The organism is Luteococcus sp. (genome assembly GCF_043424415.1).
Classification (GTDB): Bacteria; Actinomycetota; Actinomycetes; order Propionibacteriales; family Propionibacteriaceae; genus Luteococcus.
The window spans coordinates 50224-63608 of sequence record NZ_JBHWOO010000055.1; the positions used below are offsets into that span (position 1 = coordinate 50224).

9 protein-coding genes, 3 pseudogenes and 1 CRISPR repeat array are annotated in these 13385 nt (G+C 66.7%); of the genes and pseudogenes, 7 read left to right on the forward strand and 5 right to left on the reverse strand.

Annotation, left to right across the window (positions count from 1 at the left end; translation table 11 throughout):
- Positions 1 to 69: 69 nt before the first annotated feature.
- From ACHFFZ_RS03060 to ACHFFZ_RS03070, 3 genes and pseudogenes are all read right to left on the reverse strand, one after another.
- Entirely contained in the window at positions 70 to 720 is a 651-nt protein-coding gene (locus ACHFFZ_RS03060) for a tyrosine-type recombinase/integrase (protein WP_394275193.1), read from the reverse strand.
- Positions 721 to 825: 105 nt separating this feature from the next.
- On the reverse strand, positions 826 to 1035 hold the full coding sequence (locus ACHFFZ_RS03065) for a hypothetical protein (RefSeq protein WP_394275194.1): 210 nt from the start codon (positions 1033 to 1035) through the stop codon (positions 826 to 828).
- A gap of 49 nt (positions 1036 to 1084) precedes the next feature.
- Positions 1085 to 1135, reverse strand: a pseudogene (locus ACHFFZ_RS03070) (hypothetical protein); the annotation flags it as partial.
- A gap of 22 nt (positions 1136 to 1157) precedes the next feature.
- Here ACHFFZ_RS03070 and ACHFFZ_RS03075 point away from each other — a divergent pair.
- The 6 genes and pseudogenes from ACHFFZ_RS03075 to ACHFFZ_RS03100 all read left to right on the forward strand — a co-directional run bounded on the left by ACHFFZ_RS03075 (position 1158) and on the right by ACHFFZ_RS03100 (position 8827).
- On the forward strand, positions 1158 to 2594 hold the full coding sequence (locus ACHFFZ_RS03075) for a hypothetical protein (RefSeq protein ID WP_394275220.1): 1437 nt from the start codon (positions 1158 to 1160) through the stop codon (positions 2592 to 2594).
- A 98-nt stretch (positions 2595 to 2692) separates the two neighbouring features.
- A complete protein-coding gene (locus ACHFFZ_RS03080; RefSeq protein ID WP_394275195.1) occupies positions 2693 to 3691 on the forward strand; it encodes a DEAD/DEAH box helicase family protein in 999 nt (332 codons plus the stop codon).
- 60 nt (positions 3692 to 3751) lie between these two features.
- Positions 3752 to 4270: pseudogene (locus tag ACHFFZ_RS03085) on the forward strand (ISL3 family transposase); the annotation flags it as partial.
- Positions 4271 to 4812: 542 nt separating this feature from the next.
- On the forward strand, positions 4813 to 6324 hold the full coding sequence (gene ltrA / locus ACHFFZ_RS03090) for a group II intron reverse transcriptase/maturase (protein ID WP_394275196.1): 1512 nt from the start codon (positions 4813 to 4815) through the stop codon (positions 6322 to 6324).
- 116 nt (positions 6325 to 6440) lie between these two features.
- A pseudogene (locus ACHFFZ_RS03095) lies at positions 6441 to 7238 on the forward strand (ISL3 family transposase); the annotation flags it as partial.
- 242 nt (positions 7239 to 7480) lie between these two features.
- Positions 7481 to 8827 (forward strand): IS256 family transposase, encoded by a 1347-nt coding sequence (locus tag ACHFFZ_RS03100; RefSeq protein ID WP_394275221.1) that lies wholly within the window; start codon positions 7481 to 7483, stop codon positions 8825 to 8827.
- A gap of 22 nt (positions 8828 to 8849) precedes the next feature.
- Here the strand turns inward: ACHFFZ_RS03100 and cas3u are convergent, their stop codons facing one another.
- Positions 8850 to 10634, reverse strand: a complete 1785-nt coding sequence (gene cas3u, locus ACHFFZ_RS03105; RefSeq protein WP_394275197.1) for a type I-U CRISPR-associated helicase/endonuclease Cas3 — start codon at positions 10632 to 10634, stop codon at positions 8850 to 8852.
- A gap of 138 nt (positions 10635 to 10772) precedes the next feature.
- Positions 10773 to 11596: direct repeats of the CRISPR family, unit length 29 nt; unit sequence GCCTCAACCCCCGCATGCACGGGGAACAC.
- A 468-nt stretch (positions 11597 to 12064) separates the two neighbouring features.
- Between cas3u and ACHFFZ_RS03110 the strand changes: the two genes are divergently transcribed.
- Positions 12065 to 12427: a hypothetical protein gene (locus ACHFFZ_RS03110; protein WP_394275198.1), complete on the forward strand. Its 363-nt coding sequence runs from the start codon at positions 12065 to 12067 to the stop codon at positions 12425 to 12427.
- Positions 12428 to 12937: 510 nt separating this feature from the next.
- Here the strand turns inward: ACHFFZ_RS03110 and ACHFFZ_RS03115 are convergent.
- Positions 12938 to 13366: a hypothetical protein gene (locus ACHFFZ_RS03115; RefSeq protein WP_394275199.1), complete on the reverse strand. Its 429-nt coding sequence runs from the start codon at positions 13364 to 13366 to the stop codon at positions 12938 to 12940.
- Positions 13367 to 13385: the final 19 nt, after the last annotated feature.

A 13385-nucleotide genomic window follows, 5' to 3' on the forward strand; every position in this document is an offset into this window, starting at 1 on the left:
CCATCGCCGCGTTGTCACCGGCATTATCCGGCTAATCAGGGCTGGTCGGGGCCTGTTTCAGCGCTGTGTTCAGGCGATGTGGTCGATGAGGGTGTTGAGGCGGTTGATCAGGCGGAGGTGGCGTTCGGTTTCGGGGTCCCATCCGCGTTGTTGGGTGTCGTCGGCGAGGGCTCTGGCGTCGTCTCGTTGGGCTTGGAGGACGGGTAGGTAGGTGCGGGTGGTGTGGAAGCTGGTGCAGTGCTCGCAGATGTTGGCGTAGCTGCAGGCTCCTTGGGCTGGTGCGCGTAGGCAGTAGCCGCCGGCCAGGGCGGTCTTGATGGTGGGGGTGGTGCGCCAGTCGACGCCGTCGTCGAGGTCGTCGCTAGCGGTTGGGGGCATGGCGCCGATGTGTTGTTTGGCCAGGTCGAGGGCCCGTTCGTATTCGTCACGGACAGTGGAGTCGAACAGGCGCCCGTAGCGCAGGCTCATCTCGGCCGAGGAGTGCCCGAGGATGACCATGAGTGCTTGGAGCGAGACGCCGGCGTTGACCAGGGCGGTGGCGTAGGTGTGACGCAGCTGGTGTGGGGTGACGTGCCCGATCTGGGCGGTTTGGGTGGCGTGGTTGAGGACGTGGCGCAGCAGGTAGAGGCGCGACCTGGTGCTGCTCGCACCAGGCGCACCACTCGGACCAGTCGGTGCGGTACCCGCGCAACGTCGACGGCGCCCGCGACGCGGCCGCATAGCGGGCTTCCGACTCCGACAGCGGCAACTCTTCCTGGGTGACGTCGAGCACCTCGCGCGGGTCCAGGGCGCGCCAGTCCAACGGCGCAACAGCCGCCGAATCGGTCACGGCCGCCCCTGTTGTGCGCTGAGGGGGACGCCTCCGAGAGTGAACAGGGCGTGTTCGATGGCGTGCGGGGTGGTGTTGAGCTGTGCGGCGGCTTGATGGGCGAGGTCGAGATAGGTGGCGTAGTGGCGGTGTGACCCCAGCCCCGGCAGTCGCAGGGCGCGTTGGACGCGTTGGTCGAGGATCAACGCCCACGGCCGGCCTGCCACCGGGGGGGTCGGGAATGGTGGGGTAGTCACAGAAGTACAGCCACTTGGAGAAGAACGCCGGGCCCAGATGCGGCACGTGGTGGGCCCCTCGGGGCAGCATCCACCAGTAGGCAGCCACCGGTCTGCCTCAGCACTTCCATGAGGACGACGAGGCCCGCGTGCTGATCGTCGCGGACAAGTATCAGACCGGCTACGACGAGCCGCTGGTGTGCGCCATGTACGTCGACAAGAAGTTGTCTGGCATTGCGGCTGTGCAGACCCTGTCACGGTTGAACCGCACGGCACCAGACAAGCCGCTGCCCATCGTGCTGGACTTCGTGAACGACCCAGCCGTGATCCAGAAGGCGTTCGCCGACTACTACACCGATGCATACATCGCCCAGGAGACCGACCCGAACGCCCTGTACACGTTGGCCGACCGGCTCGACCTGGCTGGCTTCTACACCGAGCAGCAGATGCATGACATCGCCGAGACCTACCTCTCGGCCAGCGATGGTGAGTCGCTCCAGCCTGAGCTGGCCAAGGTCGTCAACAAGTGGAAGGTGGCCCTGGACAACGCCAAGCTCAAGGCTGACCGTGACAAGGTATTGGCCTTCCGCTCGGATGCGCGTGCCTATCGCCACGCCTGGGACTTCCTGTCGCAGATCGTCGAATACCAGCCTGCTCCCCCCGGCCACGTCGCCCGGTTCATCTCGTCGCTGGCCGAGGCCGGGGCGAAGCGCGGCACCATCGGCCGCAAACTGTCCGCGCTGCGCTACGTCCACCGCCTCGTCGGCCTGGACGACCCCACCAGCTCCGCCCGGGTCGCGATGGTGTGGGAAGGGATCCAACGTGACATCGCCCGAACCGGCGGCCGCCAGGCCCAGGTCGACCAGGCCCCACCGCTTATGCCGCCCATGCTGTGGGACGTCCTCGACGCCTGCCCAACCCTCACCACCTGGACCACCCGCGACAACGAAACCTCCCTGGTTGGCGCCCGCGACCGCTGCCTGCTCCTGGTCGGCTTCTTCGGCGCGCTGCGCCGCTCCGAGCTGGCCGCCCTGCAGGTCGAGTGGCTCCACGACGACGCTCGCGGCCTGGTGATCGAGCTGCCCTTCTCCAAGACCAACCAGACCGGCACCCGCGACGACCTGGTGGCACTGCCCCGCCTGGCCAACCCCGAGCGCTGCCCCGTGCGCGCAGTCGAGACCTGGTGCCAGCTCGCCGGCATCACCACCGGGCCCCTGCTGCGGCGGGTCACCAAGGGCAATACCCCCGGCACGTACCTCTCGGACAGCGGCGTCAACCGAGTCGTTGTCGATGCCGTGCGCCGCGCAGGGCTCTCCCCCACCGGCCAGCCCGTCGACCTGGACAACGCCGGTGCCACCGCCCTCGCGCGGCGGGTGCCGTACTCCGCGCACTCCCTGCGCGCCGGGTTCGTCACCTACGCCCACAGCCGCGGCGCCACCGCATCCCAGATCGCGCACCAGACCCGCCACCAATCGCTGGCCTCCGTGCGGACCTACACCCGTCTATCGAGCGTGTGGGACGACAACGCCGTCACCGCGCTGGGGCTTTAGCTCGCAGGTGCCGAGAATGCTGAATGAGGGGCGTCAGCCCTGTGCGACACACCCGTGACGACGTGCAACCACCGGGCGCATAGGCAAGACTGCCCGGCATGGCTACCCGGGAAACCATCCACGACGTCGTCAAGCTGTTCCGGCAGGCTCCCACCACAGTTGAACGGGGCACGAAGTTCGAGAACCTGATGTTGGCCTACTTTCGCACTGACCCCGTGCTGGCTGCGCAGTACGACGAGGTGTGCACCTGGCCGCAGTGGTCACACAACGAGTCCACCCATGACTCGGGCATCGATCTGGTCGCCCGCAACCGCGAGACCGGCACCTGGACCGCGATCCAGTGCAAGTTCTACGACCCAAAGCACTCACTACAGAAGAGCGACATCGACTCCTTCTTCACCGCGTCGGGCAAGTCGTGGGACGGCATCAGCTTCGACAACCGCATCATCATCTCCACCACCGACCGGTGGTCCCACCACGCCGAGACCGCGCTGATCAACCAGTCCGTACCGGTGCAGCGCATCGGCCTAACTGACATTGCCGAGTCGCCCATCGACTGGATGCAGCACGGCCGCGGCTCACTGGAGTTCGAGCCGCGCAAGGCAGTCCGCTATGGGCTGCGGCCGCACCAGAAGGAAGCGATAGGCAAGATCCAGGAAGGCTTCCAGACCCACGACCGGGGCAAGTGGATCAGCGCCTGCGGCACGGGCAAGACCTTCACCAGCCTGAAACTGGCCGAACAGCGAGCCGCGGACAACGGCGGCCACCTCAAGGTGCTCTTCCTGGCACCGTCGATCTCGCTGGTGTCGCAGACCCTGCGGGAGTGGATGGCCCAGTCCCAAACAGACATCCGCCCGTTCGTGGTGTGCTCCGACACGAAGGCCTCGAAGCAGGCCGAAGACATCTCCGTCCATGACATCCCGGTGCCCACCACCGACTCTGCCCGACTGGCCGAGCAGATGGCCGTCGGCGGACGGCGTGGCAAGCAGATGACGGTGGTCTTCTCCACCTACCAGTCCATCGACGTGGTGGCCCGGGCCCAAAAGGGGCTCTTCACAGATGAGGGTGTAGGCCGGTGGTCGCCGAGGGGCTGGTGACAGGGATCGAGGTCCCCTGATGATGGAATTTCTCACGCTCGCCATCCAGAAGACCTCGACATGGACCACGCTACCTTCACCGCGCCTGACGTGACCACGTTCTGCCGCATCGACGACCTCGGCCTGGCCGTGACCGGGCAACACGTCACCCCTGCCAAGGCGGTGCTAGCCTGCCGGCCGGTCCAGCCGGATGACTGGTGTCATCGTTGCGGCTGCCACGGAACACCACGTGACAGCGTCGTCCGTGAACTTGCGCATGTCCCGTTCGGGTGGCGCCCCACCACCCTCCACGTTCGCCTGCGCCGCTACCACTGCACCGAATGCGGCCACGTGTGGCGCCAGAACATCACCGGCGCGGCGCAGCCGCGCTCCTGCTTGTCGAACGGCGCGTTGCGGTGGGCGCTGGAAGCGCTGGTGGTCAACCACCTGTCCATGACCCGCATCGCGGCCGCACTGGGAGTCGCGTGGAACACCGCCAATGATGCTGTCCTGGCTGAAGGCCAACGACTCCTCATCGACAAGCCCGGCCGACTCGACAAGGTGACGGTCGTCGGTGTTGATGAGCACGTGGTGCGCCACGAGGCGCTGTTGTATCGGATGGAGGTGGGAGACCTGCATTGGTTGGCCGTCGTAGCGGCCAAGTGAAGCTGACGGCAGCCTGTCCTGGGGGAACGCCTGGGGTGGGTGGGAGCAGCCGTGACAAAGTCAGGACGGTCCAGTACTACCGGATGGGCCGTGTCTGGTGAGCAAGACGGGAAGGTGTACGAGAGGAACCGGTGTCGTAAAGCCTCTTGATCGTCGCCCAGCTCTAACCCGGTGGATCTGGGCTGGTTAGCGGTGCGTAACCGCTTGTCGGGGCCGTCGTTGACGGTCGTGGCGGGTGGGGAACTGTCGGAACGGTGGTATGTGTCGGGTCCGGCAGGTCGTGGTGAAGGTCTACGGCGTAGCCACGACGATGCCGCAGGGGTAAAGCCGGACACCTCGCCTGTCGACCGAACAACAGCGAACGTGGGAACCATCCGCATCGCGCTCCCCATGTCTGGGGATAGGTGCGTTGCCAGCCGAAGGGTGCGGGTGGGGCGGAGCCGTCGTAGTACTCCGAGGCCGGGAAAGCCGGTCACATGGGGAAGGGCGGCAGTGAGAGAAAGCAGAGGAAGGTGAATGTAATGTCCGAAGACGCGCCGGTGAATGTCGGCGCCGCCGGGTGGCCCAGCGATGCTCGGTCCTATCTGGCGGTACGGAGGATGCAGACCAAGCTGCATGGTTGGGCGGTCACCGATCGTGGTCGCCGGTTCGATGACCTGTGGAACCTTGTGTGTGATCCGGCGTTCTTGACGATGGCGTGGGAACGCGTCGCCGGGAACAAGGGATCCAAGACTCCCGGGGTGGACCGTGTCACCGTGGCACGGATCAGTTCCGGGGTCGGGGTGGAGGAGTTCCTGCGTGACCTTCGGGCCCAGTTGAGGGCTGGAGAGTTCAGGCCGGTGCCGGTGCGGCAGGTGATGATCCCCAAGGCCAGCGGAAAGCTGCGCAAGTTGGGCATCCCGACCGTGACCGACCGGGTGGTGCAGGCTGCTTTGAAGCTGGTGCTGGAACCCATTTTCGAGGCCGACTTCAAGTCGTGCTCTTATGGGTTCAGACCTAACCGGCGCGCGCAGGACGCGGTCGCCGAGATCCACCACTTCGCGAGCAAATCGTATGAGTGGGTGCTGGAGGCCGACATTGAGGCGTGTTTCGACATGATCGACCACACCGCCTTGATGGACCGGCTCCGGTGCAGGATCGGTGACAAGCGGGTGCTCGCGCTGGTCAAGGCGTTCCTGAAAGCGGGAGTGCTCACCACGGTGGGCACGACCGAGGGGACGATCACCGGCACCCCACAGGGCGGGATCTTGTCCCCGCTGCTGGCCAACATTGCCCTATCAGTCCTCGATGACGAGTTCGCTCGCCGCTGGGACCATGAGATGGGCACGGCCGGAAAGCGGGCCTGGCGCCGTGACCACGGCAAAGCGTCTTATCGGCTGATCCGTTACGCCGATGACTTCGTCATCGTCGTGAAGGGTCAGCAGGAACACGCCGAGCAGTTGCGTCACGAGGTGGCAGACGTGCTGGCCCCGATGGGGTTGCGTCTGTCTCCGGAGAAGACCCGCGTGGTCCACATCGACCACGGGTTCGACTTCCTCGGTTTCCACATCCGACGGATGCGGAGACGAGGCAGCAACAAGTGGTACGTCTACACCCTGCCCGCGAAGAAGGCGATCGCCTCGATCAGACAGCGGGTGAAGACCATGACCTACAGGAACACCCTGCACCAGGACCCGGGATACCTCATGGACTATCTCGGGCGGGTGCTGCGGGGATGGGCGAACTACTTCCGGTATGCGGTGGCCAAAGCGACCTTCGCCGCGATCGACTCCTACACGTGGGAGCGGATCACGGCATGGCTACGCAAGAAGCACCGCCGACTCGGATGGCCGGAACTCCGCCGCAGGTACTGCCTGCCCGGAACCTGGCGCCTCGCTCACAACGGGAAGAGGTTCACCGGCGCCGCCAGCGTCCCGGTGACCAGGTACCGCTACCGCGGCTACCACATTCCTACCCCCTGGGACCGGCCAGCTGTCACCACCAGCTGAACCAGCCCTCTCTCATGGAGAGCCGGATGCGGTGAGAATCGCACGTCCGGTTCGGCGGGCGGCCTGGGGAAACGGACCGGGAGCAATCCCGACACCGCGCCCCAGGCCGACCCAACTGGCGTCATACCCGACGCGGGGACAAGTACGTCACCGTGGTCATCGACCTGACCCCGGTCAGCACCGGGACCGGGCCGTCGAGACTGTTGGCGATGGTCGAGGGCCGATCCAAGCAGGCCTTCAAGACCTGGCTCGCGGAACAACCCCAGACCTGGCGAGACGGAGTGAAGATCGTGGCGATGGACGGTTTCACCGGCTTCAAGACCGCCGCCACGGAAGAGGTCCCCACGGCGGTGACGGTAATGGATCCGTTCCACGTGATTCGGCTGGCGGGCGACGCCCTCGACACCTGCCGACGTCGCGTCCAGATCTCACTGCACGGCAGCCGAGGCCGCAAACACCACCCGCTCTACCAGGCCAGGAGAACGCTCCACACTGGCGCCAACCTGCTCACTGACAAGCAGCAGACCCGACTCGACGCCCTGTTCGCCGATGACCAGCACATCGAAGTCGAAGCCACCTGGGGTGTCTACCAAGCCATGATCGCCGCCTACCGAACCACCAGCCGCGCCCAAGGCAAGACGGCGATGGCACGGCTCATCGACGCTCTCGGCTCCGCAGTCCCCAGCAGCCTGATCGAGGTAGCCAAGCTCGGCAGGACACTGGCCAAGCGCCGTGATGACATCCTGGCGTTCTTCGACCACCCAGGCTCCAGCAACGGCCCCACGGAAGCCATCAACGGCCGCCTCGAACACCTCCGCGGCACCGCCCTGGGCTTCCGCAACCTCACCCACTACATCGCCAGATCACTGCTCGAAGCAGGCGGATTCAGACCGGATCTACACCCTGGATTGTGAAGAGCCCCTTGAACATGGACGCGCCTTCCCGAACCGACGCGCTAACGCCGGTCCTGATCAGTGAGCTATGGATTCCAGATCTTCCTCGGGAAGGTGCGTCCTTTCACGTCACCGGGCCGAGGACCATCCACAGGTTCTGATCATTGCTCTCAGCCGTGCGGGGAGGGGCGCTCTGAGACAGGGCGTGTCAGATGGTTTGTGTAAGTGGTGGTCTCCCGATCTGAAGGAGATTGACTGTGACCATGACCAAGCAGAGCGAGGGGCCTGAGTCGGAGGCTCGGCAGTTGCGGCGTGAGTTGTTCGACGATCAGATGTTGGATCAGTTGATGGCCGCGACGACCGAGCGGGGTGTCGCGTTGACTGGTGAGGGTGGGTTCTTGCCGGAGATGGTCAAGGCGGTCCTCGAGCGGGGTATGCAGGTCGAGCTGAGCGAGCATCTGGGCTATGACAAGCACGACCCGGCCGGACGAGGGTCTGGCAACTCCCGCAACGGGACCAGCGAGAAGACCATCGCTACCGAGGTCGGCGAGATCACGCTGGACCAGCCCAGGGACCGTAACGCGAGTTTCGCGTCGGTGTTGGTGCCCAAGGGCCAACGCCGTCTGGGCGGGTTGGAAGACATGATCATCAGCCTGTATGCGGGCGGGATGACGATCCGCGACATCCAGCACCACCTCGCGGCGACGTTGGGGACGGAGTTGTCCCACGAGACGATCAGCAAGGTCACCGAGGCCGTCGCCGAGGAGGTCACCGCCTGGCAGGCCCGCCCGTTGAAGGCGTTCTACCCGGTGGTCTACCTCGACGCGCTGGTCATCAAGGTCCGTGACGGCGCGCACGTGGTCAACCGCTCGGCCCACATCGCGGTCGGTGTCGACATCGACGGGATCAAGCACGTGCTGGGCATCTGGGTCCAGGCCGCCGAGGGCGCGAAGTTCTGGGCCGGGGTGTGTGCGAACCTGGCCAACCGTGGCGTGGCCGATGTCCTCATCGTGTGCTGCGACGGCCTGACCGGCCTGCCGGAAGCGATCACGGCGACCTGGCCGCACGCCACGATCCAGACCTGTGTGGTGCACCTGATCCGCTCCTCGATGCGGTTCGTGGCCTACACCGACCGCAAACAGGTCGCCGCCGCGCTGCGCCCGATCTACACCGCCCCCGACCCTGACGCGGCGTTGATGGCCTGGACGGCTTTCGCGGACTCCACCTGGGGCAGGAAGTACCCGGCGACCGTGAAGGCGTGGGAGACGGCGTGGGACCGGTTCATACCGTTCCTGGACTTCGGGCCGGCCACGCGGAAGGTGATCTACACCACCAACGCGATCGAGTCGCTGAACTACCAACTGCGCAAGATCATCAAGAACCGCGGACACTTCCCCAACGACACCGCCGCGGTGAAACTGCTGTGGCTGGCCATCATGAACATCGAGGACAAACGCGCCCGGGAACGCGCCAAGGAAGCCGGCCGACCCAAAGGCCAACCCCGCACCGCCCCCGGCAAACTCGTCGAAGGCCAGAGCGTGACCGGCTGGAAGGCCGCCTTGGCCGAGCTCGCGATGGTCTTCCCCGAACGCTTCAACCCCTACCTGTAATACGAAATTCGAAGACCGTCACTTACACAGACAACTTGACAAGCTCGAAGCCGGGCATCCCCATCTTCTCGGCGGGGGCCGGGGCCAGGACGTAGACCTCGCCGGGGCGTGGGTGGGGGCGGTGGGTGAGCACTCTCGGTGGGCGGCTGTCGGCGGTGTCGATCACCACGGCTCGTAGTGTCTTGGTGGCCGAGGGCCACACGAGGTCTTGGCCGTTGCCGGCGATGGTCCAGATCTCCTCGGGGCGTGGTGGCCAGCGCAGCAGGTGGTCGCACAGGGTCTGGTCGTCGGTCAGGTCGCGTACCGATTCGCGGAAGACGACCTGCAGTTGGGTGCGTTCGTCCTGCGGGGTGCGCAGCCATCGGCCGACGTCTGGTTCGTTGGGGGACCCGGCCGTGGCCAGGTACGCGTCGAAGACGTGACGCGGCAGCACCGCCGTGACGCCCGTGCCTGTGGTCGGGAGCGCGGTGAGCTGGTCGGTCAGGTCACCGGCTGTGGCGGGGTGGTGGCGGGTCAGTGCTGCTGCGATGGTGTGGGCGTCGGAGTAGACGGGATCGGGGTCGGTTCCGGCGAACAGGAGGATGTGGCCGTCGGGACGGGCTCCGATGCGGTTGACGCGGCCCAGGCGTTGGGTGAGGGCCGCGACGGAGGCGATGGGTGTGATGAGCATGTCGGCGTCGAGGTCGGCGCCAACCTCGAGGGTTTGGGTGGCGCAGATGACCACGGGGGTCGCGGTGGCGCGCTGCTGGGGGCTGGCACCGGACAGGTAGGGCGCCAGGGCGTCCATGGCTTGGGTGCGGGCGAGGTCCGGCATGCCGCCCACCAGCAGCAGGACGGCGCGGCCGTCGAGGTCTTTGCGTGCGGTGAGGATCTTCGCGGCGTCACGGGCGGCGGTGGCGGTGTTGAAGAAGCACACGATGCACTGCCGTTCCAAGGCCGTCTTCTTGAGCCAGTCCTTCATCGCCGTCTCGGCCTTGCCGGTGCTCGAGGCCAGCTCGACGGTCATCGCGCGGCGGTGGTGCTGGCGGGTGGCGACGGCGGGGTTTCGTTCAATCTCCGCGGCCCAGTCAAACACGTCGGCCGGGTCCTCGGGGGTGGCGGTCATCGTGACCAGCTGCCGGGCAGGGATCCCGGCCAGGCCCGGCTCCGCGGCGGTTTGGCGGTCCAGGACGGCCAAGGTGGTGTGGAACTGTGCCGCAAGATGGGCCTCGTCCAACACGATCAGACTGTCAGCGCCGACCATCGCGGCGTCGATCGGGCGACGGCCCCGGCTGACGCCATAGCCGCGCCACAACAACCGGGACCCGACCAGGTCGATCGTGCCGACCAGCACCGTCGCGGCCGCCGGGTGACGCGGTCCTTCCGGGCGGCTGTCCATCCCGCCACGAAGGACCCGTACCTCCAGCGGGCCGGCAGCATCCGGGGCCAGACGGTTGAGCACCCGCGCGACTTCCACGACCGGTTCGGGCACCGCCGCCGGGGAGGCCAAGGCGGTGGTGAACATCTCCGCCAAGCCCCGCGCCAGGTCCGCGGTCGCATCGACCACCACGCGCCGGTCGATCACCGACACATACCGCAACGCCACCCGCCGCGGCCCACCCTCGATCGCTTGACGGTCCAGGTCACGGGCCAAGGCCCACACCCACGCCAACACCAACGACGTCTTGCCCATCCCCGTCGGCGCCGCGATCGTCCCCACCGGTACGCCCGCCACCAGCGCAGCCGCGGCACGCGACTGCCACACATACGGCTGATGACCCGTCACCGCCTCAAAGAACTCCCCGAACCCCACAGTCCCCATCGACATGCCCAAGGCCTCCCAATCCGGTATGTCCACAGACTGACAGACCCCACTGACAAAAACCGCCAGGGCCACGAAGCCGTCTCCCTCCCCCGCATGCACGGGGAGCGCTTGGAGGTCGAAACGCGTGCTCACCGCGTGCGGCCCTCTACCCCCACATGCACAGGGAATACGGGCCGTGCAGCACGGTGTCTGCGAAGAGGACGCCTCTACCCCCGCATGCACGGGGAACACAGGCGGCGGTTCAGCTCGGTCTCCAGGGCCGAGCCTCAACCCCCGCATGCACGGGGAACACGTCGGCGTCGGTGTACGGCTCCGACCCGGACCCGCCTCAACCCCCGCATGCACGGGGAACACCTCGGCCAGTCCGTGCTTCGGCCCGCATACAAGCCTCAACCCCCGCATGCACGGGGAACACGCGGAGAACATGCGGAAGAACCGCTCTGGCAAGCCTCAACCCCCGCATGCACGGGGAACACCGGCCATCGAAGGCGCGGAAGCGGGCCACGCGGCCTCAACCCCCGCATGCACGGGGAACACGCAGCCGCTGATGGTGTTCTCGGCCCGAAGCAGCCTCAACCCCCGCATGCACGGGGAACACGACGAGGATCTCGTTGGGTTGTCGATGCCGGAGCCTCAACCCCCGCATGCACGGGGAACACTGGAGCACCACGGCCTACCATCCCGGACGCATGCCTCAACCCCCGCATGCACGGGGAACACACGGTGGCGCCGTGCGTGACCGCCTTGAGCGTGCCTCAACCCCCGCATGTACGGGGAACACCCGCGCACCGCACCACCCTTGGCATACCAGTGGCCTCAACCCCCGCATGCACGGGGAACACCGACGACATCCGCCGCGCCGTCGCGCTGTGCGCGCCTCAACCCCCGCATGCACGGGGAACACGTCTTGAACAGGCTGCCGGTGCGCGGCTTGACCCCTCAACCCCCGCATGCACGGGGAACACACTTCTTGACTAGGCATTTTATACCCTCTGGATTCGTCTCCAACAGTACTCGACGGGCTTGTTGAAGCTCAGCTGAAAGACGATCCAGTACCTGCACGCCAGCTCCTGGTATCCGGGAGCGCGGTGTGGTGGGCGTGGTTGGTGTCAGGCTGTGGTGCGTCTCACTGGTGTGGGGTGCAACGGTGAGCGAGCTCGGTCTTGAGTTCGGCCCAGCGACCCAGACGTCGGCGGATCAGGACTTGACTCGGGGCACCGGGTTGTCCTGCTAGCCAGGTGGTGAGTTTGCGGGCGGTCCATGGGGGTGGTGTTGCGGCCGCGAAAGCGTCGAGCCATCGCCACAGGTCGTCGTCGGTGAAGGTGCGGCTGTGGTCTGGTTTGGGGGGTGGTGTGGTACCCGGCGCTGGCCAGGGCTGCAGTCCAGGACCCGTGTCGGGTGATGATCGTGGATGATGACGGCCATTGCCGGGCGTGGGAGAGCTGGTCGTAGTCGCGGCGCCGGCGACCGCCCTCGGCCAGGAATACGGTCAGGGCGTGGTGGACCTGGTCGTCGCTGAACCGTGGCGTGGGTGCTGGGGGCGGGGTGCTGTGCAGGTCGGCGCGCTCGGCCAAGAGCTGCTTCAGCTTGGTCTCGCTGAGGCCGAGCAGCGCCGCTCCCTGTCCTATTGGGGTGCCGGGGTGCTGGGTGGACCATGCGAGCGCGCGGCGTCGTTTTTGGTCTTCCTGCGCGTGGCGCTGCCGGTCGCGTGCGGCGCGCAGTGCGGGGCGGCCGTGGACGATCTGCGAGATCCTGTTATGGCTCAGCCGGTAGCGGCGCGCGATCTTCTCCGCTGACTCCCCTGCCACCCAGGCAGCGGTGATCTCCGCGTCACGAGCCGCCAGCTCGGCACGGATCCGCTCACGCTCAGCAGGACTACGGGTCATCGTGTCGTGCACGCTACCGGTCCCCCACCCGCCAGACATCGCCACTTCTTCGAGCGAGCGTGGCGTTCGTGCAGGGGGACGGATGATGCCTGACAGTGCCGGGGGTCGAGGCCGGCACCGCCAGGCATCCTGACGCCCCGAACAGCGACCACCCCGTCAGGCGGCCACCTGGGTCGATTGCGGCGCGGATACTCTGCAGGACCACCCACACGACACAATCGAACTAATATTCGAGACCGGGTGAGCATAGCCCGTGCTCCACGGCTGGCACAACACCAGCCGGGAGCGCGGGGTCGTCGCCACGTTAAGCACGCGGCCTTAGCCGTCGGTCGTCTCGGGTCCGTACCTCTAGCCCCCTCACGTCATAGCGACTTGGTTTGGACCGGCGCTTGTGACGAGCTGAGTGCCCCCGGGGTGGGTTCACTCGCTGCGCCCACGAGGGGCCGACCCCTGGCCGGTTGGATGGTTCGCGTCGGCATAACGGAGCAGGTAGTGGCCACGCTGGCGGCGGGTACGCAGGTCGGCCCGCCGGCCGGGGTCAGTGTCGAGTGGGAGCGCCTGGCAGGCCAGCAGCAGAGCGCCGGTGAGGTCCTGTTCGACCTGCCCGGTGGCGTAGTCGGTTTCGGCGGACATGACTACGGGGCGGTGTGGTGTATCAGGGTCCAGACGCTGTAGCAGCACCCGGGCGACGAACTCCAACGGGTCCTCGCCGGCGGCAGCGTGGACGGGTGTGGCGCTGGTGGCGGTGATGAGTTGGGCCAGGGCTGCGGTGAGTCCGATCCGGCCATGGGTGGCGGTGCGGATGAGGTGGTCGAGTTCGTCGAGGTCGACCATCACCTGTCGGGCCATGGGAGGTTCCTTTCGTCGG

Excerpts from the sequence above, each read along its gene's own strand:
- ACHFFZ_RS03060 (WP_394275193.1), bottom strand. The coding sequence starts at position 720 with ATGCGGCCGCGTCGCGGGCGCCGTCGACGTTGCGCGGGTACCGCACCG.
- ACHFFZ_RS03080 (WP_394275195.1), top strand. The coding sequence starts at position 2,693 with ATGGCTACCCGGGAAACCATCCACGACGTCGTCAAGCTGTTCCGGCAG.
- ltrA (WP_394275196.1), top strand. The coding sequence starts at position 4,813 with ATGGGGAAGGGCGGCAGTGAGAGAAAGCAGAGGAAGGTGAATGTAATG.
- ACHFFZ_RS03100 (WP_394275221.1), top strand. The coding sequence starts at position 7,481 with ATGACCAAGCAGAGCGAGGGGCCTGAGTCGGAGGCTCGGCAGTTGCGG.
- cas3u (WP_394275197.1), bottom strand. The coding sequence starts at position 10,634 with ATGTCGATGGGGACTGTGGGGTTCGGGGAGTTCTTTGAGGCGGTGACG.
- ACHFFZ_RS03115 (WP_394275199.1), bottom strand. The coding sequence starts at position 13,366 with ATGGCCCGACAGGTGATGGTCGACCTCGACGAACTCGACCACCTCATC.